This window comes from Pseudomonas sp. D2002 (assembly GCF_013385735.1).
Lineage (GTDB): Bacteria > Pseudomonadota > Gammaproteobacteria > Pseudomonadales > Pseudomonadaceae > Aquipseudomonas.
This window is the reverse complement of record NZ_JACAPL010000015.1, coordinates 97350-115670: the sequence shown is the minus strand read 5'-3', so window position 1 is coordinate 115670 and position 18321 is coordinate 97350. Positions and strand designations below refer to the sequence as shown.

Annotated in this window: 15 protein-coding genes; 8 read left to right on the top strand and 7 right to left on the bottom strand. The window is 59.6% G+C overall.

What is annotated here, in order from left to right; translation table 11 throughout:
- Positions 1-2 precede the first annotated feature (2 nt).
- The 5 genes from HX783_RS25700 to ppsA form a co-directional block, all read right to left on the bottom strand.
- On the bottom strand, positions 3-248 hold the full coding sequence (locus tag HX783_RS25700) for a hypothetical protein (protein WP_005790375.1): 246 nt from the start codon (positions 246-248) through the stop codon (positions 3-5).
- 85 nt (positions 249-333) lie between these two features.
- Positions 334-1329: a zinc transporter ZntB gene (locus HX783_RS25695; protein ID WP_159958937.1), complete on the bottom strand. Its 996-nt coding sequence runs from the start codon at positions 1327-1329 to the stop codon at positions 334-336.
- 25 nt (positions 1330-1354) lie between these two features.
- The gene (gene rraA / locus HX783_RS25690; protein WP_177018725.1) at positions 1355-1846 is read right to left on the bottom strand and encodes a ribonuclease E activity regulator RraA; all 492 of its coding nucleotides are present in this window, start codon (positions 1844-1846) and stop codon (positions 1355-1357) included.
- A gap of 230 nt (positions 1847-2076) precedes the next feature.
- Positions 2077-3066, bottom strand: coding sequence for an alpha/beta fold hydrolase (locus HX783_RS25685; RefSeq protein WP_159958939.1), 990 nt, complete (start codon positions 3064-3066; stop codon positions 2077-2079).
- 106 nt (positions 3067-3172) lie between these two features.
- The gene (gene ppsA / locus HX783_RS25680; RefSeq protein WP_159958941.1) at positions 3173-5548 is read right to left on the bottom strand and encodes a phosphoenolpyruvate synthase; all 2376 of its coding nucleotides are present in this window, start codon (positions 5546-5548) and stop codon (positions 3173-3175) included.
- Between the two features lie 178 nt (positions 5549-5726).
- Between ppsA and HX783_RS25675 the strand changes: the two genes are divergently transcribed.
- Entirely contained in the window at positions 5727-6545 is an 819-nt protein-coding gene (locus tag HX783_RS25675) for a pyruvate, water dikinase regulatory protein (protein WP_058412273.1), read from the top strand.
- 120 nt (positions 6546-6665) lie between these two features.
- Here HX783_RS25675 and HX783_RS25670 read toward each other — a convergent pair whose 3' ends face one another.
- A complete protein-coding gene (locus tag HX783_RS25670) occupies positions 6666-8090 on the bottom strand; it encodes a PLP-dependent aminotransferase family protein (RefSeq protein ID WP_159958943.1) in 1425 nt (474 codons plus the stop codon).
- Positions 8091-8250: 160 nt separating this feature from the next.
- Between HX783_RS25670 and HX783_RS25665 the strand changes: the two genes are divergently transcribed.
- Genes HX783_RS25665 through HX783_RS25645 form a run of 5 tightly spaced genes read left to right on the top strand, consistent with a single transcriptional unit; the run spans position 8251 to position 13745 of the window.
- On the top strand, positions 8251-9144 hold the full coding sequence (locus tag HX783_RS25665; RefSeq protein WP_017134754.1) for a DMT family transporter: 894 nt from the start codon (positions 8251-8253) through the stop codon (positions 9142-9144).
- Positions 9145-9173: 29 nt separating this feature from the next.
- A complete protein-coding gene (moeB, locus tag HX783_RS25660) occupies positions 9174-11054 on the top strand; it encodes a molybdopterin-synthase adenylyltransferase MoeB (protein WP_177018724.1) in 1881 nt (626 codons plus the stop codon).
- A 15-nt stretch (positions 11055-11069) separates the two neighbouring features.
- Positions 11070-11984, top strand: coding sequence for a PLP-dependent cysteine synthase family protein (locus HX783_RS25655; RefSeq protein ID WP_177018723.1), 915 nt, complete (start codon positions 11070-11072; stop codon positions 11982-11984).
- A gap of 37 nt (positions 11985-12021) precedes the next feature.
- A complete protein-coding gene (locus tag HX783_RS25650; protein ID WP_159958949.1) occupies positions 12022-13014 on the top strand; it encodes a serine O-acetyltransferase in 993 nt (330 codons plus the stop codon).
- Between the two features lie 2 nt (positions 13015-13016).
- On the top strand, positions 13017-13745 hold the full coding sequence (locus HX783_RS25645; protein WP_177018722.1) for an alanyl-tRNA editing protein: 729 nt from the start codon (positions 13017-13019) through the stop codon (positions 13743-13745).
- Between the two features lie 64 nt (positions 13746-13809).
- On the opposite strand, the gene HX783_RS29820 is transcribed toward HX783_RS25645, so the two are convergent.
- A complete protein-coding gene (locus HX783_RS29820) occupies positions 13810-14877 on the bottom strand; it encodes a hypothetical protein (protein WP_218175364.1) in 1068 nt (355 codons plus the stop codon).
- Positions 14878-15237: 360 nt separating this feature from the next.
- Here HX783_RS29820 and HX783_RS25635 point away from each other — a divergent pair, with 360 nt between their 5' ends.
- Together HX783_RS25635 and HX783_RS25630 are read left to right on the top strand one after the other, a co-directional pair.
- Complete coding sequence (locus tag HX783_RS25635) at positions 15238-16983, top strand: ABC transporter permease subunit (RefSeq protein WP_177018721.1); 1746 nt, start codon at positions 15238-15240, stop codon at positions 16981-16983.
- 14 nt (positions 16984-16997) lie between these two features.
- On the top strand, positions 16998-18317 hold the full coding sequence (locus HX783_RS25630) for an AAA-associated domain-containing protein (protein ID WP_177018720.1): 1320 nt from the start codon (positions 16998-17000) through the stop codon (positions 18315-18317).
- The last annotated feature ends 4 nt before the right edge of the window (positions 18318-18321 follow it).

The following is an 18321-nucleotide window of genomic DNA, read 5'->3' as shown; positions in this document are numbered from 1 at the left end:
ATTCAATCAGCCTTATCAGCAGTGCGAGCAAGAGGTTTACGACGGGACACCGGCGATACATGGGCCGAACCATTGTTCAGGGCCATCATCAACGCCGGCAGCCAACGACCGAGCAGACCGAACAAGTCACCCGCCCCTACCTGACGGTTGGCGGTTTTCAACACGCGGCCAAGGCAAGCATCGTCGTCACGGTTGGACGGCGACGCATTGAGCATGTCACGCAAAGACTGTTCGAACGGATCGTGCATAAAGACCTCTCGCAAGTGTTTTAAAAGACGAGGGTTAAATTCCTGGGGTCACATGGCCCCTTCGTACGTTCAGGTCATATTCAGGTCAAACCCAGCGCAATCGTCGAAATAGCCACCATTGTCCCAGTGCGACGGCCACCATCATCAGGCACGCAATCACGAATCCATAAGGGCTGCCAGAGAACGGAATGCCGCCCACATTTATACCCAGCAAACCGGTGAGAAAACTCATCGGCAGGAAGATCCCGGTGATGATCCCGAAGCGATACATGGTGCGATTCATGCGCAGGCTCAAACGCCGGTCTTCGGTCTCAAGCACAAGCCCCACGCGCTCCCGAGCCAATTCGAGCTCTTCAAGGTAACGCGTCAGGCTGTTGTGTAATTCGTTCCAATAGTCGGCATCGTCGTCACAGAACCAAGGCAATTTGATGCGCGTGAGCTGGGCGAAAATATCCCGCTGCGGCGCAAGAAAACGTTTGAGCCCAGCGGCTCGACGACGTATCTGCAAAACGTTGCCATGCTCCGGAGTATACCGTTCGTCGGCATCCAGTTTTTCTTCTTCGATATCGACGACTTCAGACAGGTCGGTGACCAGATCCTGCACTTTATTGGTCAGGTATTGCGCCATATAAAGGATGAGCTCGGACGCGGTCTTCGGCCCTTTTCCTTCCGCCAGTTGCACCAGTAGCTCATCGGTTGCGCGCAGCGGGCGCAGGCGCAGGGAAATCACGCGACTGGCCGCAGCGAAAATGCGCACCGATACCATGTCTTCCGGCTCGGCGCCGGGGTTAAGGTTGACCCCGCGCAGAAACAGCAGCAATTCTGCGTCGGGCAGCGGCAGCAAGCGCGGACGGGTGTTTTCCTCCAACAGCAGGTCGCAGGCGAACTCGCTCAAGCCGCTGGCTTTACGCAGCCACGTCTGGGTCTGCGGGTGGCTGCGATCCCAATGCAGCCACAGGCTTTCCTGTGGCTGAAGCTGCAAGTCGTCAAGCTCAGTCCGGGCAATCGAACGCGCACCGCCTTTACCGTCCAGCACCAGGGCGTGCACCAGCCCCCATTGCGCGTTTTCTTCCTCGAACATCCTCACCCCTATCGGCTACCGCGGTTTATTCAGGCATTTTCAGCGGGCGTGGCGAGACGATCACGCCATTATTGTCCGCATAGATGTATTCGCCTGGGCGGAAGGTCACGCCGGCGAAAGTCACGATCACATTCAGGTCGCCAATGCCGCGCTTGTCGGTTTTCATCGGGTGGGTTGCCAACGCCTGCACCCCAAGATCAGTCTGGGCGATGACATCGACATCACGGATGCAGCCGTAGATCACCAGCCCTTCCCAGCCGTTCTTCGCGGCTTTCTCGGCGATCATGTCGCCCAGCAACGCGCGACGCAGTGAGCCGCCACCGTCAACCACCAACACTTTGCCGGCGCCAGGCTGGTCGGCCTGTTCCTTGACCAGGGAGTTGTCTTCGAAGCACTTGATGGTGACGATTTCGCCGCCAAAGGAGTCTCGGCCACCGAAATTGCTGAACATCGGCTCAACCACCTGCACCAGGTCCGGGTAGGTGTCGCACAAGTCGGGCGTCACGTAATGGTTCATCGAGAAACTCCTGTCGTTAAAGAAGAGGTCGAACATCCCACGGTGTACATCAGAAAAACGCATCGCAACAGGCATTCTTTAGGCAGTTGCCCGTCGGCGGCGGCCATGATCAGACCCATCTCATCGCAACGCAATAACCACTGCGCGACTGAATATGACCAGAAGCGTTTAATCCGTCATATATTAGCCGCAACCACACACGAGTGAAACGCCCTTGGCAGAGCGCCGGGTCAAACCGCTTCCAGTGCCTGGGATTCTGCCCCGGCTAACGGTGACAGCGGATCTTTCAACCAGCGCTCCACCAAAGGCCATACCTCAGCCTGCGCGGCTTTGCTGACCAGCATCTCAACGTGCCCGAAATCCCCGGTAAAACCTTGCTGGCGCCCCAGGCACAGGTATTGGCGATGCTCCGAACCGACTTGCTCGAACAGCTTGCGGCACGCCCAATCCGGATCCTGCCGGTCGCCCGCCGCGCTCACCGCCAACAGCGGCACGTCAACGTCTGCCAGACCTTTCCACCAGTCCTGCTTGCCATCGCCAAAACGACCGAACAGGCCGTTCCAGCGCATGGCTTCGATCATCACGCCTGCCGGCTCGTCCTCCGGGCCGCGCTTGAGCCGCGAACCGGACACTTCACCAAAGCGTTTCAGGAGCAAACGACCGGTCCACTCCAACGGTGGAATCTTCAACGGCCAATGGGTGCGGCTGACCTGACAGCCAAACAGCGCCACCGAGGCCACTGCCGGCGCGCCCAGGTGCTGGCCGCCCAATGCCGCCGCCAGGGCCGTGCCGCCCAGGGAATGCCCGACCCAATGCGGAATTTGCGCACTTTGCTCACGCACAAACGCGCCAATGGCCGGTAAATCGTAACGCGCATAGTCGGCGACACGGTTCCTGGCATAGTCGTGATTGCGTTTGGACAAACCGTGCCCGCGCATTTCCGGGATCCACACATCAAAACCCTGGCGCGCCAGGTAAGCGCCCAGGCCGATGCCTTTGGGCGAGTACCAGAAACGCCGGTTGGAAAAACTGCCGTGCAACAAAATAACCGGCGTGCCCCGGTTTTCCGGGACATCGGCCAGGCCCAAACGCGTCACGGCCAGCTCGACGGTGCCGTCGGGGCTGTTGCCGGGTTTGAGGCGGTACACATCTTCACTTAAGTCGCCACGACGTTCAGCGCTGATCAGGGCGACGGGAAACAGGTTGCTGCTGCTTTGCATAATGCTCTTGCACAAAAAAGGGCGGCGTCCGGAAGGAGTTCCGCCCTGCACAGATAAGAATGCCGGTCACCCTTGGCGAGTGACCGGCACTTTTGACGTATCGACCTTAAGCGGACGCTTGGCCTTCCGCGAGGAAGAACCAGGTTTCCAACACGGAGTCAGGGTTCAGCGAGACGCTCTCGATACCCTGCTCCATCAGCCATTTGGCCAGGTCCGGGTGGTCGGAAGGGCCTTGGCCGCAGATGCCGATGTACTTGCCGGCCTTGTTGCAGGCCTGGATGGCGTTGGCCAGCAGCTTCTTCACCGCAGGGTTACGTTCATCGAACAGGTGCGCGATGATTCCCGAGTCACGGTCCAGGCCCAGGGTCAGCTGGGTCAGGTCGTTGGAGCCGATGGAGAAACCGTCGAAGAATTCCAGGAACTCCTCGGCCAGGATGGCGTTGGACGGCAGCTCGCACATCATGATCACGCGCAGGCCGTTTTCACCACGGCTCAGGCCGTTTTCTGCCAGCAAGTCGACCACCTGGCTCGCTTCGCCCAGGGTGCGCACGAACGGCACCATGATCTCGACGTTGGTCAGGCCCATCTCATTGCGTACGCGCTTGAGGGCACGGCATTCCAGCTCGAAGCAGTCGCGGAAGGCTTCGCTGATGTAACGCGAGGCGCCACGGAAGCCCAGCATCGGGTTTTCTTCTTCCGGCTCGTAGAGCTTGCCGCCGATCAGGTTGGCGTATTCGTTGGACTTGAAGTCCGACAAACGCACGATGACCTTTTTCGGATAGAACGCCGCCGCCAGGGTGCTGATGCCTTCCACCAGTTTCTCGACATAGAAGCCGACCGGGTCGTTGTAGCCGGCGATGCGCTTGTCGACGCTTTCCTTGATGTCCGCTGGCAGGCCGTCGTAGTTCAGCAGGGCCTTGGGGTGCACACCGATCATGCGGTTGATGATGAATTCCAGGCGGGCCAGGCCCACACCGGCGTTCGGCAACTGCGCGAAATCGAAGGCACGGTCCGGGTTGCCGACGTTCATCATGATCTTGAACGGCAGGTCGGGCATGGCGTCGATGGAGTTTTGCTTGATATCGAAGCCCAGTTCACCTTCAAAGATGAAACCGGTGTCGCCTTCGGCGCAGGACACGGTCACGCCCTGGCCGTCTTTCAACAGTTGGGTGGCGTTGCCGCAACCCACTACCGCTGGAATCCCCAGCTCACGCGCGATGATCGCCGCGTGGCAGGTACGCCCGCCGCGGTTGGTGACGATGGCGCTGGCGCGCTTCATTACCGGTTCCCAGTCCGGGTCGGTCATGTCGGAAACCAGCACGTCGCCGGGCTGGACTTTGTCCATTTCGGACACGTCCTTGATGATCCGCACCTTGCCGGCGCCGATGCGCTGGCCGATGGCGCGGCCCTCTACCAGCACGGTGCCGGTTTCCTTGAGCAGGTAGCGCTCCATGACGTTGGCCGAGGTGCGGCTTTTCACGGTTTCAGGGCGCGCCTGCACGATGTACAGCTTGCCGTCGTCACCGTCTTTGGCCCACTCGATGTCCATCGGGCACTTGTAGTGCTTTTCGATGATCATCGCTTGTTTGGCCAATTCGCTGACTTCAGCGTCGGTCAGGCAGAAACGCGCGCGCTCGGCCTTGTCGACTTCAACGGTTTTCACCGAACGACCGGCCTTGGCCTCGTCGCCGTAGATCATCTTGATGGCCTTGCTGCCCAGGTTGCGGCGCAAGATGGCCGGACGGCCTGCCTCAAGCGTGTGTTTGTGGACGTAGAATTCGTCCGGGTTCACTGCGCCTTGTACGACGGTTTCACCCAGGCCGTAGGCGCCGGTGATAAACACCACGTCACGGAAACCGGATTCGGTGTCCAGGGTGAACATCACGCCGGCCGTGCCGGTTTCCGAACGCACCATGCGCTGCACGCCGGCAGACAGGGCCACCAGCTTGTGGTCGAAACCCTGGTGTACGCGGTAGGAAATGGCGCGGTCGTTGAACAGCGAAGCGAACACTTCCTTGGCGGCGCGGATCACGTTTTCGACGCCGCGAATGTTCAGGAAGGTTTCCTGCTGGCCGGCAAAGGAGGCGTCCGGCAAGTCTTCGGCGGTGGCCGAGGAGCGCACGGCAACGGCCATGTCCGGGTTGCCGGCCGACAGGGTGGCGAAGGCGGTGCGGATTTCTTCGTTGAGCTTCTCGGGGAACTCGGCTTCCATGATCCATTGACGGATCTGGGCACCGGTCTTGGCCAGGGCGTTGACGTCATCGACGTCCAGGGCGTCCAGCGCGGCGTGGATCTGAGCATTGAGGCCGCTCAGTTCGAGGAAATCGCGGTAAGCCTGGGCCGTGGTGGCGAAACCACCGGGCACCGAGACACCAGCGCCTGCAAGATTACTGATCATCTCGCCGAGGGATGCGTTCTTGCCCCCCACATGCTCTACATCATGGACGCCGAGCTTATCGAGGGAAACTACGTACTCTACCAAGGTGATCTCTCCACTTTCTGTGTTGGAAAAGCTCAGGACGCCGGCTGCTCAGTAGGAGCAAACGCCAGCGCTTGTGGCCTGGACCTGGAAAATAAGTGAGAATGCGGCCCACTGCGGGACGGCAAAATCGCGCCTATCATATCCAAGATTCGCCATCAGCTTAAGGCCCAGGGCTCAAATGAAACGATCTGCTTTCTTTATCTCCGACGGCACCGGCATCACAGCCGAAACATTGGGCCAGAGCCTGCTCGCGCAGTTCGAAAACATTACCTTCGCCAAATTCACGCGGCCCTATATCGACAGCGTGGATAAAGCGCGGGCCATGGTACAACAAATCAATCTGGCGGCTGAAAAAGACGGTTTTCGGCCGATCATTTTCGACACCATCGTCAATCAGGACATCCGTGAGATCCTCGCAACCTCCAATGGTTTCATGATCGACATCTTCTCCACGTTCCTGGCGCCGCTGGAACAGGAGTTGAGTGAACACTCCTCCTATTCTGTAGGAAAGTCCCATTCCATTGGGCACAACTCCAATTATATGGAGCGTATCGAGGCGGTGAACTTCGCCCTGGACAACGATGACGGCGCCCGCACGCACTATTACGACAAGGCCGATTTGATCCTGGTGGGCGTGTCCCGCTGCGGCAAGACGCCGACGTGCTTGTATATGGCCATGCAGTTCGGCATCCGCGCGGCCAACTATCCGCTGACCGAAGACGACATGGAGCACCTGACACTGCCGGCCGCCTTGCGCGCGCACCAACACAAGCTGTTCGGCCTGACGATTGACCCGGATCGGCTGACGGCGATCCGCAATGAGCGCAAGCCCAACAGCCGCTATTCGAGCTATGCACAGTGCGAGTTCGAAGTGCGCGAAGTGGAAAATCTGTTCCGTCGCGAGAATATTGCGCACATCAATTCCACGCATTTCTCGGTGGAAGAGATATCGGCGAAGATTTTGGTGGAGAAGGGTGTAGAGCGCAGGTTCAAATAGTTGTATTGCCTGATCTGGCCCCATCGCAGGCAAGCCAGCTCCCACAGTTGACTGAGTTCCAACACTGGAATGCATTCAAATGTGGGAGCTGGCTTGCCTGCGATGAACGATAACGCGGTCCTACAGGTGAAACCTGCCACCGCCCTGCCCCAACGCCGTCGCCAGCGCATCAAACCCCGCCCGCAACAACTGATCATCCCCCGACGTGTTGCAGATGCTCGCCCGAATAAACTGCGGCACCGCCGTTTGCCCGACGGCAAAGGCTTCGGCCGTGGCGATCAGGTAATTATTCTGCTTAAGCTCTGCCTCAATTTCCGACGCACGCCATGGCTCCGGTACTTCAATCCAAAAGTGCGGGCTGTTGAGGTGAGTGCGGTATTCAAGGCCGGCCAACAGGTCGCCCACCAGGGCTTTGCGGCGGCTGATCTCGTTGATCTGCTGGCGTAGCAGGTATTCCGCCGTGCCGTTTTCGATCCACTGCGTTGCCAGCTCCAACGTCACCGGCGTGGCCATCCAGCAGGTTGAGCGCAGGGCTGCAGAAATACGGCTGACCAGCGCCGGTGGCGCGTGCACATAGCCCACCCGTAATCCGGCGGACACGGCCTTGCTCAGGCTGCTGATCAAAATCGTACGTTCAGGCGCGAAATGGCTGAGGGGCGGCGGCCGGTCTTCGACCAATACGCCGTGGGCTTCGTCTTCAAGAATCAGCAGGTTGTGTTCACGACAGACTTTGACCAAGGCTTCCCGGCGCGCCACCGATAACACCGCCGTCGTCGGGTTCTGGATAGTGGGCGTGCAATACAACGCCGAAACCCGGTGATTACGACAGACTTCATCCAGCGCGCCCGGCAGCACACCTTCTTCGTCCATCTCCAGGCCGATCAGCCGTACGCCGAGCATGCGCGCGGCCGTGATCAGCCCAGGGTAGGTAAGCTGTTCAGTGACCACCGTATCGCCCGCCCGCAACAGCGCCATCATCGCGCAGAGCAAGCCATGCTGGCCGCCATTGACGCAGATGACCTGCTCGGGAATCGGGTGAAAATCTCGCTGCACCAGCCACTGCGCCCCCGCTTCACGATAGCGCGGCAACCCTGCATCCGGGGTGTAAGCGCTGATGTCCTGGAGGAACTTGGCGTTGGTCGACAGGGTTTGGAAGCTCTGGGCCAGAAACACGGTTTCCTGCCCAGGTATATGCATGTTGCGGCTCATGTCGAAGTAATGACGCGGCTCCTCGCTGACGTTGCGAAAGCCTTCGTCACGCTGGCGCTCCATCCCACGCTTGCGCACGAATGTGCCGTCACCCACCCGCGCCACCACCAACCCCAGCCGTTCCAGCTCGCCGTAGGCGCGGCTGATGGTGCCGATGGTCACACCCAGATTGTCGGAAAGCACCCGATGGGGCGGCAGTTTTCGTCCGGGTTCAATCAAGCCTTCGAGGATGCCGCGCTCCATCACATCGGACAGGCGTTTGTACTTCACGCCCTGACCGCTGGACAACCCCTCACGCATAATTGACACCATGTCAATATTTGTTTTGACAGCCATCATTCGCCCTAATAGTGTGCTTTTACGGGTTCAATCACCGGATGAAACAACTTAATACACAGTCAATATAGAGTTCAATTCCGGCTCAGGGAAGCAATAAACGATGCCAATGTCCGCCGTTCTTGAAAACACAACAAAAACAAAAACTCAGAAACAGTGGTTGGCCGGCCTGGTCACCAGCGTGATGTTTCTTATCGTGTGCCTGAGTTGGGGCACCACGTGGCTGGGGATCAAGATCGCCGTCGAAAGCGTGCCACCGCTGACCTCGGCGGGCTTGCGCTTCCTGATCGCGTTCCCGCTGTTCCTGTGTTTTGCCCTGGTGCGCCGCGAGCCGATCTTGTTCCCGCGCGAAAGCCGCTGGTTCTTCGTATTTGTGACCTTGTCCTACTTCAGCGTTCCCTATTACCTGCTCAACTACGGCGAGATGCATGTTTCCTCCGGCCTGACCGCCCTGCTGTTCAGCTGCATGCCGGTGTTTATCCTGATCTTCTCCGCGCTGTTTCTGCGTGAGCGCATCTATTTTTCCCAGGTGGTCGGCATCGGCATCGGTTTCGGCAGCCTCTACATGATCATCAAGAGCCAGGGCCTGCACCTGGACCACGCCGAGTTCTTCGGGGTACTGGCGATTCTGACCGCCGCAATCATGCATGCCTTGTGCTACGTCATTACCAAGCAAAAAGGCAGCGCCATCAGTGTGATCACCTACAACACCCTGCCCATCGGCATTGCCGGGCTGATGCTGTTCGTGGCGGGCCTGTGGTTTGAAACACCGACCTTCGAAAACATCACCCTGCGCTCCTGGAGCGCGCTGTTTTACCTGGGGTTGGTGGCATCGGTGGGCGGTTTTATCGTGTACTTCATGCTGCTAAAACGCTTGAGCCCGATCATTTTGTCGTTCGTATTCATCATTTTCCCGGTGTTCGCGGTGATCATCGGCGCCTGGTACGAAGGCGTGGAAATCTCCCGAGACCTGATGCTGTACTCGGCCATCCTGCTGGCCGGTTTTGCGATCACCAAGTTGCCGGTTGAAAAACTCCTGGCCAAGAAAAATTGACCCTCCAATACCAGCAACGCGAGAGAAACATGGAAGTCCTCCGCCCCACCGCCCTGGAACAGATCTACGCCCACGCCAGCCGCAGTTACCCCGAGGAATGCTGTGGTTTTGTCTTCGCCGATGGCAGCGTGTATCTGGGCAGCAATATCCAGAATGAGTTGCACCGCAAGAACCCCGAGATGTACCCGCGCAGCGCGGCCAACGGCTACACCTTTTCAGTCGCCGACACCCTGCTGATGAACAAAGCGTTTCGCAGCGACAACCCGGTGGTGGTGATCTATCACTCCCACCCGGATGTCGGCGCCTATTTCAGTGACGAAGACCAGGACAAGGCACTGTTCCTGGGTGAGCCGATCTACCCCGTCAGCTACTTGGTGGTGGACGTTCGTCAGGGCCATGCCCTGGGCTCAAAGCTGTTTGCCTGGGATGGCAAGCATTTCGCTCTTCAACCCTTCAACGACCTGCACACGGAGTTGTCCATGAACGCTGTCTCTTTCCCCGATATTCTGGTTCGCGTGGCCAAGCTGCCGGAATCGACTCTTGAGGGCACCGGATCGACATTGCGCGAAGTCATTGAAAACCTCTGCAACAGCCACCCGCAGCTGCGCGCTCATCTGTTCCACGAGAAGAACAACCAGCTCAAGGAACACTTCCTGTTTACCGCCGAGGAAGAACTGATCGGTGCCGACGACCCGTTGCCGGAAAAAGCCAACATCGAAGTGCTGCTCGCCACCTCCGGCGGCATTGGCATAGACGCTTTAAGCAATGAACCTGCCCTTAGTAATGAGGAAGTACAGCGCTACGTGCGCCACATCACCCTGCCGGGCGTCGGTCGCGAAGGCCAATTGAACCTGAAAAAAGCCAAGGTACTGATCATCGGCACCGGTGGCCTGGGCTCGCCCATCAGCCTGTACCTGGCGGCAGCCGGGATCGGCACCCTGGGCCTGGTGGATTTCGACGTGGTGGAAAGCAGCAACCTGCAACGCCAGGTCGTTCACGGCAACAGCACCCTGGGCATGCCCAAGGTCGAGTCCGCCAAGCAACGCCTGCAAGACCTCAACGCGCATATCCAGATCAACGCGCACAACACTGCGCTGAACGTCGACAACGCACTGGAGCTGGTCGGCGCCTACGATCTGGTGATCGACGGCACCGATAATTTCGACACGCGCTACCTGGTCAACGACGCCTGCGTACAACTCGGCAAACCCTTGGTGTACGGCGCCATCTACCGCTTCGACGGGCAGATCAGCGTGCTCAACTATAAAGGTGGGCCGTGCTATCGCTGCCTGTTCCCAAGCGCACCGCCGGCGGAACTGGCGCCCAACTGCAGCGCCGGTGGCGTGATCGGCGTGCTGCCGGGTGTGGTGGGGATGATTCAAGCCACCGAGGCCATCAAGCTGCTGATCGGCATTGGCGAGCCGTTGTCCGGCCGCTTGATGCGCTTTGATGCACTGGCGATGAAATTCAGCGAAATTCGCTTCAAGCGCCGCGCCGACTGCCCGTGCTGCTCGGAACTGCGCCACAGCGAAAGCGTAGCGCCGGCGGTCTGCGCCGATGCCATCCCAAGCCAACCCTCCCTCGCCGAGGAACGCTACATCAAGCCGCGCGTACTCAAGCAAGTGCTTGAACACCACCGCAGCGCCGACGTGCTGCTGGATGTGCGCGATGCCAGCGAGCTGGAGGTGTGCAAATTACCCGGCGTGGTGCATATCCCGCTGGCCGAACTGGACGGGCAGCTCGACAGCCTCAGCCGCGACAACACCCACTACCTGATCTGCTACGCCGGCACCCGCGCCGAGCAAGCCGCCAGTACCTTGCTGGCCGCCGGTTTCGCCAACACCAAAGTCCTGCAGGGCGGCATGAAACATTGGGTTCGCGACGTCGAACCCGACATGCCGTTGTACTGAGCCGAGGGCTGACTGATGTTGCATAACTCCATTCTCGACGTCATCGGCCACACGCCGATTGTGCGTCTGGCGCAGTTTTCCGAAGACCTCGGCATCGAGGTCTACGCCAAGCTCGAATCCCTCAACCCCGGTGGCAGCCACAAGGCGCGCATCGCCCTGGGCATGATTCTCGACGCCGAGCGCCGCGGCGTGCTGATGCGTGATTCCGGGCAGACCATCATCGAACCCAGCGGCGGCAATACCGGCATCGGCCTGGTCATGGCCGGTAATGTACTGGGCTACAAAGTGGTGCTGGTGATCCCCGACAACTACAGCCCCGAAAAACAGAAACTGCTGCGGCTTTACGGCGCCAAAGTAGTGCTGTCAGACAGCCGCCTGGGGAATAATTCCCACGGCGAAAAGTGCATGGAACTGCAGCTGGAAAACCCCAGCTACGTGATGCTCAACCAGCAGCGCAACGGCGCCAACCCGCAAACCCACCGCGACACCACCGCACCGGAAATCCTCCGCGCCTTCGGTGAGCGGCGCGTGGACTACTTCGTCAGCGGCATCGGCACGGGTGGCCACATCACCGGCATCGGCGAAACCCTCAAGGCTGCGTGGCCGGCCATGCGCGTGATGGGCGTGGAGCCCGAAGAGTGCGACCTGCTCAAGGACCAGCACGCGCCCCACCATATCCAGGGCCTGTCGATCGGCTTGATCCCGAGCATTCTCAATGTGGACGTGATCGACGGCATGCTCAAGGTGTCGCGCCAGGCGTGCATCGACATGATGAAACGCATCATGCGCACCGACGCCATCAGCTTGGGCTTGTCCTCTGCCGCCAACATGGTTGCCATCGCGCAGCTCGCCCCTGAACTGCCGCCCGAAACGGTGGTGTTGACCATGGTCTACGACAATGCTGACAGCTACCTGCCCAGTTTCGAATAACCGGTTTTCCAACCATCCAGAATTCGGGGGTGCCTCCATGGGAGGCTTTATCGACATGCAACAGCTGCACGATGAGCTGCTCACCCACCTCATCAAGACCCTGACGCCTGCGCAGATCAAGCAGCTGGAACCGCACCTGGCGCCGCTGATCCAGAACGCCGCCCAGGCGGTGGCCGAAGACTTGATCGCGTATGCCTATCGCGACCCGGCATCCCGTGGTCGCGGCGAGTTGATCCTGGAGTCTTACGCCTCGTTCAAGGCGGTGCTGTTTTACCGCCTTGCCCACCTGGTGTGGAATTTCCCCGACCAGACCAACGGCGTGTTTTCGCGTATGGCCCTCAAGCTCAGCAACCAGGGCAAAATCCTCTCCGGCGCGGAGATTCACCCGGCGGCCAAAATCGGCCGACGCTTCGTGCTGGATCATGGCTACGGCACCGTCATCGGCGAAACCTGCGAGATCGGCAACGACTGCTACATCCTTTGCGGCGTCACCCTGGGCGCCCGTGGCATTGCCAACAACCCGGACGGCAAACGCCACCCGCGCCTGGGCAACAATGTAGAGGTGGGCGCCGGCGCCCGCGTGCTGGGTTATGTACTGATCGGCGACAACGTATTTATCAGCCCCTCGTGTGTGATCACCCAGGACGTGCCGGCCGGCACCAAGGTCAAGGTGGTCAACCAGGTTCAGTTGCAGAAAAACGCTGAGTCCGACCACGGCAATTATCTGGGCGCCTTCGCCCTGGATGAGCGTTTGCACGTGGTCGGCGAAGTCAGCGCCAGTCACAAGGTCACGGTGCTCGACGCCGACTTTCACCCTTTGCAGGGGTTGATGCTGGAACCCACAGTGAAAGAGCGTCATCACCTGCAATTTCGCCTGCGCCGTCTCGACATCGGCGAGCAGTTGCCGCGCCTGCCGTTGAACCTGAAAGTCTGCGGGCCGGAATTTGAAATCACCCTGCTTTCCCCCCCTGGCTTGAGTGCAATGGTGCGTCACCTGTTGCAAGCCAGCCCACTGATTGTCGGAGGTTGAACATGTCTGTGCACACCATGGAAACCCTGGCGCTGTTCGACAGCGCGCCCTACCAGAACGCCTTCAGCGCCCGGGTGATTGCCGTCAGCGAACACAGCATCGCCCTGGAGCACACGTTGTTCTACCCCACCGGCGGCGGGCAACCGGGAGATACAGGGCACCTCACCCTGGCCGATGGCACGCGGGTCGAGGTCATCGGCACCGTGCGCGACCCGGTGTTGCGCTCGATCATCTGGCACCAAGTGGATCATTGCCCTGAGCAGTTGACCGCAGGCGTGCAGGTGGACGCGGGCCTGGATTGGGAACGGCGCTACCAGCACATGAAAATGCACACCTGCCTGCACTTGCTGTGCTCGATCATCGATGCGCCCGTGACCGGTTGCAGCATCAGCGCGGACAAGGGCCGCCTGGATTTCGACCTGCCGGAAATGACCCTCGACAAAGACAGCATCACCCGCGACCTCAACGCGCTGATCGAACAAGCCCATGCGGTGAAAACCCTGTCGATGCCCGCCTCGGAGTACTCAACCCTGCTGCAGATCACCCGCACCCAGGCGGTTGCGCCGCCGGTGATTCAAGGTTCGGTACGCGTGATCGACATCGCCGGTATCGATATCCAGCCGTGCGGCGGCACCCACGTGATCAATACGGAAGAAATCGGCCGGGTGTTCTGCGAGAAAATCGAGAAGAAGAGCAAGCACAACCGCCGGGTGATTCTGCGGTTTGAGTGAGAGATTGATGCTGACGCGAGCTAGTGTGAGCGTTAACTCACACTAGCCAATCCACTGTCGTGCTTTATTGGTTTTGCCCGCTGATTTGCTTAGTCAAGGTGTCCACCTGCGCTTTAAGTTTCGACGTCTTCTGCGCAAAATCCTGTTCCATCTCAGCAATTTGCTTCTCAAGGTCCTGGTTTTTCTGGTTCAGGTAAGCCACGGTGCCGGGGGCAGGCGCTGTTGAGTCATTGGCTGGGGCTGGCTCTTCATTTTGTGGAGGGGCGGCGGTTTTAGGCTTGACGGGGTCTGACGAACCCGTCTCGGGTGTGCCTGACGACTCGGGAGCTGTCTGCTTTTGAGGAGCACCTTTGCTGAACGCTGCAATCAGTTCATCCAATTTATCCGACACCATCTTCATTGCGCCTTGGAATTCCTCAAGTAATTTTGAAAACCGATTTTGAATATCGGTTTGTTGTTTAGCCACGTCATCCAGCCCTTGAGGCTGGCTTTGCTCTGTCCCCTGAGTGCTCTGAGTATCCTGAGAGCCCTGAGTACCCTGAGAACCCTGAGAACCCTGAGAACCCTGAGTACCCTGAGAACCCTGAGAACCCTGAGTATCCTGAGAACCCTGAGTATCCTGAGTATCCTGAGAGCCTTGAGTACCCTGAGTGCCCTTATTGCCCTGTGTACCCGGCGTGGAAGAAGTTTGAGGTGGGGCCGACTGGCCATCCGCGCGACGGTTAGTGGGCGGAGCATCCGGCGTCGCGGGCGCCTGTTCAGGCTTTTTACCCGACTTCTTGATTTCTTGAAGCAACTTGTCTATTTGGGCATAGAGATCATTCAGCGTCTTCCCAACTTTTTCTCTCAACGATTTGTGTTTGGCGATCAGTTGATTATTTTTCTCAGTCAGCGCCGCGATCTCGGACGTTGAATCAGCGCCCTGAGTCGGCTGGTTGACGATTTTGTTGTGGCTGGAAAACTGACCGCGCTGTTCAGGGCCCACTTTAGGACTCGGCGGCGTTGAACCTGGCGAATGAGTGGGCGAGTTGGCGGGTGCGCCGGCAGTGTCGCCGGAACCGGCAGATGGCGGCGTTGGTGGGGTTCCGTAGTCATATCGGGGCGCATGTTGTTGATTATTTACAGTAGACATAAAGCACCTCTTCAGTCTCTAGCTGGGTCCGCGTATTGGGTTTGCCGGACAACCTGGCACAGCAGGTCACCCGTCTACCTGATTGGCATGCATCGGAAACCAGTTCCACGGGAGTAAGAAATTTGAGGTGCTGCTTGTGACAAGGTCAAAACGCGTCGATGCCCAAGCGACGTTTCGTACAGGAAACTGACAGCAAATTTATGTGCTTGTAACATTCAGAAACGTACAATTCCGCCAGCAACGCCTCGTTGCCCCTGACTCACGAAAACAGCGCCCGCCCTTCGCGGTGGGTCATTCGTGCAGCAGCTAAGCTCACTCCCATCACGCCCCTGAACCTGAACGCTGCAGGACTGACTGCCTATGAACAAAGTGTTCCGCGATTACCTGCCAGCATCCACATTGCGCTTGCTGCCCAACCGCTGGGACTTGGTCGCCCTGCCTTTGGTGATTGGCTTTCTACTGTTTTTCTCGATCACCGCCCGTGAAACCTGGGCGCCCATTGCCACGCTACAGAGTGAAGTGATCTCCCTTGACCCGGCCAACCTGCCGGAGTACGCGATGCGCACCACCCTGCGCATGCTCGCGGCGATGGTCGCAGCGTTGGTGTTCACCCTGTTGTACGGCACCCTGGCGGCCAAAAGCCGGCGCGCCGAGAAACTGCTGGTGCCGGTGCTCGACATCCTGCAATCGGTGCCGGTGCTCGGTTACATCTCTTTCACCGTGACGTTTTTCCTGTTGCTGTTCCCGGGGCGCGTGCTGGGTGCCGAGTTCGCGGCGATCTTTGCGATCTTCACCAGCCAGGCCTGGAACATGACATTCAGCTTCTACCAGTCGCTGCGCATGCTGCCCCATGACCTGGTGGAAGTGTCGACCAACCTGCGGCTCTCCGGCTGGCAGAAGTTCTGGAAGCTCGACGTGCCCTTCGCCATGCCTGGGCTGGTGTGGAACATGATGATGAGCATGTCCGGCGGCTGGTTTTTTGTGGTCGCCTCCGAAGCCATCACCGTCGGCGACAAGACCATCACCCTGCCGGGCGTGGGTTCGTACCTGGCCCTGGCGATTGCCCAGAAAGACCTGCACGCCGTGGGCTACGTGATCCTGGCGATGATTGTGGTCATCCTTATGTACGACCAGCTCCTGTTCCGCCCACTGGTGGCCTGGGCCGACAAGTTCCGCATGGAAACCACCGCCTCCCAGGGCGCCGCGCCGCAATCCTGGGTGCTCAACCTGATCCAGCGCACCCGCGTGGTCCAGCGCATCCTGCGCCCGATTACCCGTTCCTTCAGCCGTATCGGCAACAAGCGTTTCAGCCTCGCGGGCGGTGCGCTCAAGGCCTTGCCGGCAGAAACACCCAAGGCGTCAAAAGTGATCGACTGGGTGTGGGGCACGCTCATCGCGCTGCTGGCCGCGTATGCGCTGTATCACATCGTGCAGTACGTCGGCACCGAAGTGACCTTTGCCGAAGTCGGCCACGTGTTTTTGCTGGGCCTGATTACGCTGCTGCGGGTAACCGGGCTGATCTTGATCGCTTCGCTGATCTGGGTGCCATTAGGCGTGATGATCGGCCTGCGCCCCGCCCTGGCGGAAAAAATCCAGCCGCTGGCGCAGTTCCTTGCGGCGTTCCCGGCGAACCTGCTGTTCCCGGTATTCGTCATCGTGATCCTGCACTACAAGCTCAACCCGGATATCTGGCTGAGCCCGTTGATCGTGCTGGGCACCCAGTGGTACATCCTGTTCAACGTGATCGCCGGGGCCAGCGCGTTTCCCAATGACTTCAAGGAAGCCGCCGCTAACTTCCGCATTCGCGGCTGGCTGTGGTGGCGCAAGGTGATGTTGCCGGGGATTTTCCCGTACTACGTCACCGGTGCCATTACCGCCTCGGGCGGCGCGTGGAACGCCAGTATCGTGTCCGAGTACGTGTCCTGGGGCCAGGACAACGTGGTCGCCCACGGGCTCGGCGCCTACATCGCCCAGACCACCGCCGCCGGCGACTTCCCGAAAATCGCCTTGGGCGTGGTGGTGATGTCGATCTTCGTGGTGGCATTCAACCGCGCGGTCTGGCGACCTATGTACGCCATCGCTGAAAACAAACTTCGTCTGAATTGATGGGATTCGCTGTGATGAATACCTCTACCGAACACGCTGCCGACACCCCGGAAATCTACTCGCTGAAAAACGTCAACCGGGTTTTCGGCAAAGGCAAAGACGAGCTGCAAGTGCTCAGCGGCGTAGACCTGAGCCTGCATGAAGGCGAGATCGTCGGCATGCTCGGCCGCTCAGGCTCGGGCAAGTCCACGCTGCTGCGCATCATCGCCGGGCTGATCCAGCCGTCATCGGGCGAAGTGCGCTACAACGGCGCGCCGCTCAACGGCCCGGCAGAAGGCGTGGCCATGGTGTTCCAGACCTTTGCGCTGTTCCCCTGGCTGACCGTGCTGGAAAACGTTGAAGCCGGCCTGCAAGCCTTGCAGGTCGAGCGCAAGGAAAGCCGCCGCCGCGCCCTGGCCGCCATCGACCTGATCGGCCTGGACGGCTTTGAAAACGCCTACCCGCGAGAGTTGTCCGGCGGCATGCGCCAGCGCGTGGGCTTTGCCCGTGGCCTGGTGGTCAACCCGACCTTGCTGCTGATGGACGAGCCGTTCTCGGCCCTCGACGTGCTCACCGCCGAAACCCTGCGTACCGACCTGCTGGACTTGTGGAGCGGCAAACAGCTGCCGATCAAGTCGATCCTGATCGTGACCCACAACATCGAAGAAGCGGTATTGATGTGCGACCGCATTCTGGTGTTGTCGTCCAACCCTGGCCGCGTGGTCGCCGAAATCAAAGTGCCGTTTGCGCACCCGCGCAACCGCCTGGACCCGACTTTCAGGCAAATGGTCGATGACATCTACGCGCTGATGACCGACCGGCGCAGCGCCGATGCCAAAGGCATACCCGAACTGAAAATGGGCAGCCTGTTGCCGGAAGTGTCCACCAACTTGATGGCCGGCCTGATCGAAACCCTGGCTGCCGAGCCTTACAACGGCCACGCCGGTTTGCCGACCGTGGCCGAGCGACGCTTGCTGGAAGTCGACGACCTGTTCCCGGTGGCCGAGATGCTTGAGCATCTGGGTTTCGCCGAACTCAAGGGCGCCGACATCACCCTCACCGACGCCGGCAAACTGTTTGCCGACTATGGCACCCAGGAACGCAAAACGCTGTTTGCCGAGCACTTGATCCGCCACGTGCCGCTGGCCGCGCGCATCCATCAGGTGTTGCTGGAGCGCAGCGGGCACCGGGCGCCACGGGTGCGTTTCGAGCAGGAGCTGGAAGACTCGATGACCGAAGCCTTTGTCGAAAAAACCCTGGAAAGCGTGGTGGCGTGGGGGCGCTATGCGGAGATTTTCTCCTATGACGACCACACCGAGACGTTCAGCCTGGATGATGTGGAAGGCAGTATGTAAGCCC

What these genes read in the sequence shown, in the direction of transcription:
- HX783_RS25700 (WP_005790375.1), bottom strand. Translation starts at nt 248, where the DNA reads ATGCACGATCCGTTCGAACAGTCTTTGCGTGACATGCTCAATGCGTCG.
- HX783_RS25695 (WP_159958937.1), bottom strand. Translation starts at nt 1,329, where the DNA reads ATGTTCGAGGAAGAAAACGCGCAATGGGGGCTGGTGCACGCCCTGGTG.
- rraA (WP_177018725.1), bottom strand. Translation starts at nt 1,846, where the DNA reads ATGAACCATTACGTGACGCCCGACTTGTGCGACACCTACCCGGACCTG.
- HX783_RS25685 (WP_159958939.1), bottom strand. Translation starts at nt 3,066, where the DNA reads ATGCAAAGCAGCAGCAACCTGTTTCCCGTCGCCCTGATCAGCGCTGAA.
- HX783_RS25675 (WP_058412273.1), top strand. Translation starts at nt 5,727, where the DNA reads ATGAAACGATCTGCTTTCTTTATCTCCGACGGCACCGGCATCACAGCC.
- HX783_RS25670 (WP_159958943.1), bottom strand. Translation starts at nt 8,090, where the DNA reads ATGGCTGTCAAAACAAATATTGACATGGTGTCAATTATGCGTGAGGGG.
- moeB (WP_177018724.1), top strand. Translation starts at nt 9,174, where the DNA reads ATGGAAGTCCTCCGCCCCACCGCCCTGGAACAGATCTACGCCCACGCC.
- HX783_RS25655 (WP_177018723.1), top strand. Translation starts at nt 11,070, where the DNA reads ATGTTGCATAACTCCATTCTCGACGTCATCGGCCACACGCCGATTGTG.
- HX783_RS25650 (WP_159958949.1), top strand. Translation starts at nt 12,022, where the DNA reads ATGGGAGGCTTTATCGACATGCAACAGCTGCACGATGAGCTGCTCACC.
- HX783_RS25645 (WP_177018722.1), top strand. Translation starts at nt 13,017, where the DNA reads ATGTCTGTGCACACCATGGAAACCCTGGCGCTGTTCGACAGCGCGCCC.
- HX783_RS29820 (WP_218175364.1), bottom strand. Translation starts at nt 14,877, where the DNA reads ATGTCTACTGTAAATAATCAACAACATGCGCCCCGATATGACTACGGA.
- HX783_RS25635 (WP_177018721.1), top strand. Translation starts at nt 15,238, where the DNA reads ATGAACAAAGTGTTCCGCGATTACCTGCCAGCATCCACATTGCGCTTG.
- HX783_RS25630 (WP_177018720.1), top strand. Translation starts at nt 16,998, where the DNA reads ATGAATACCTCTACCGAACACGCTGCCGACACCCCGGAAATCTACTCG.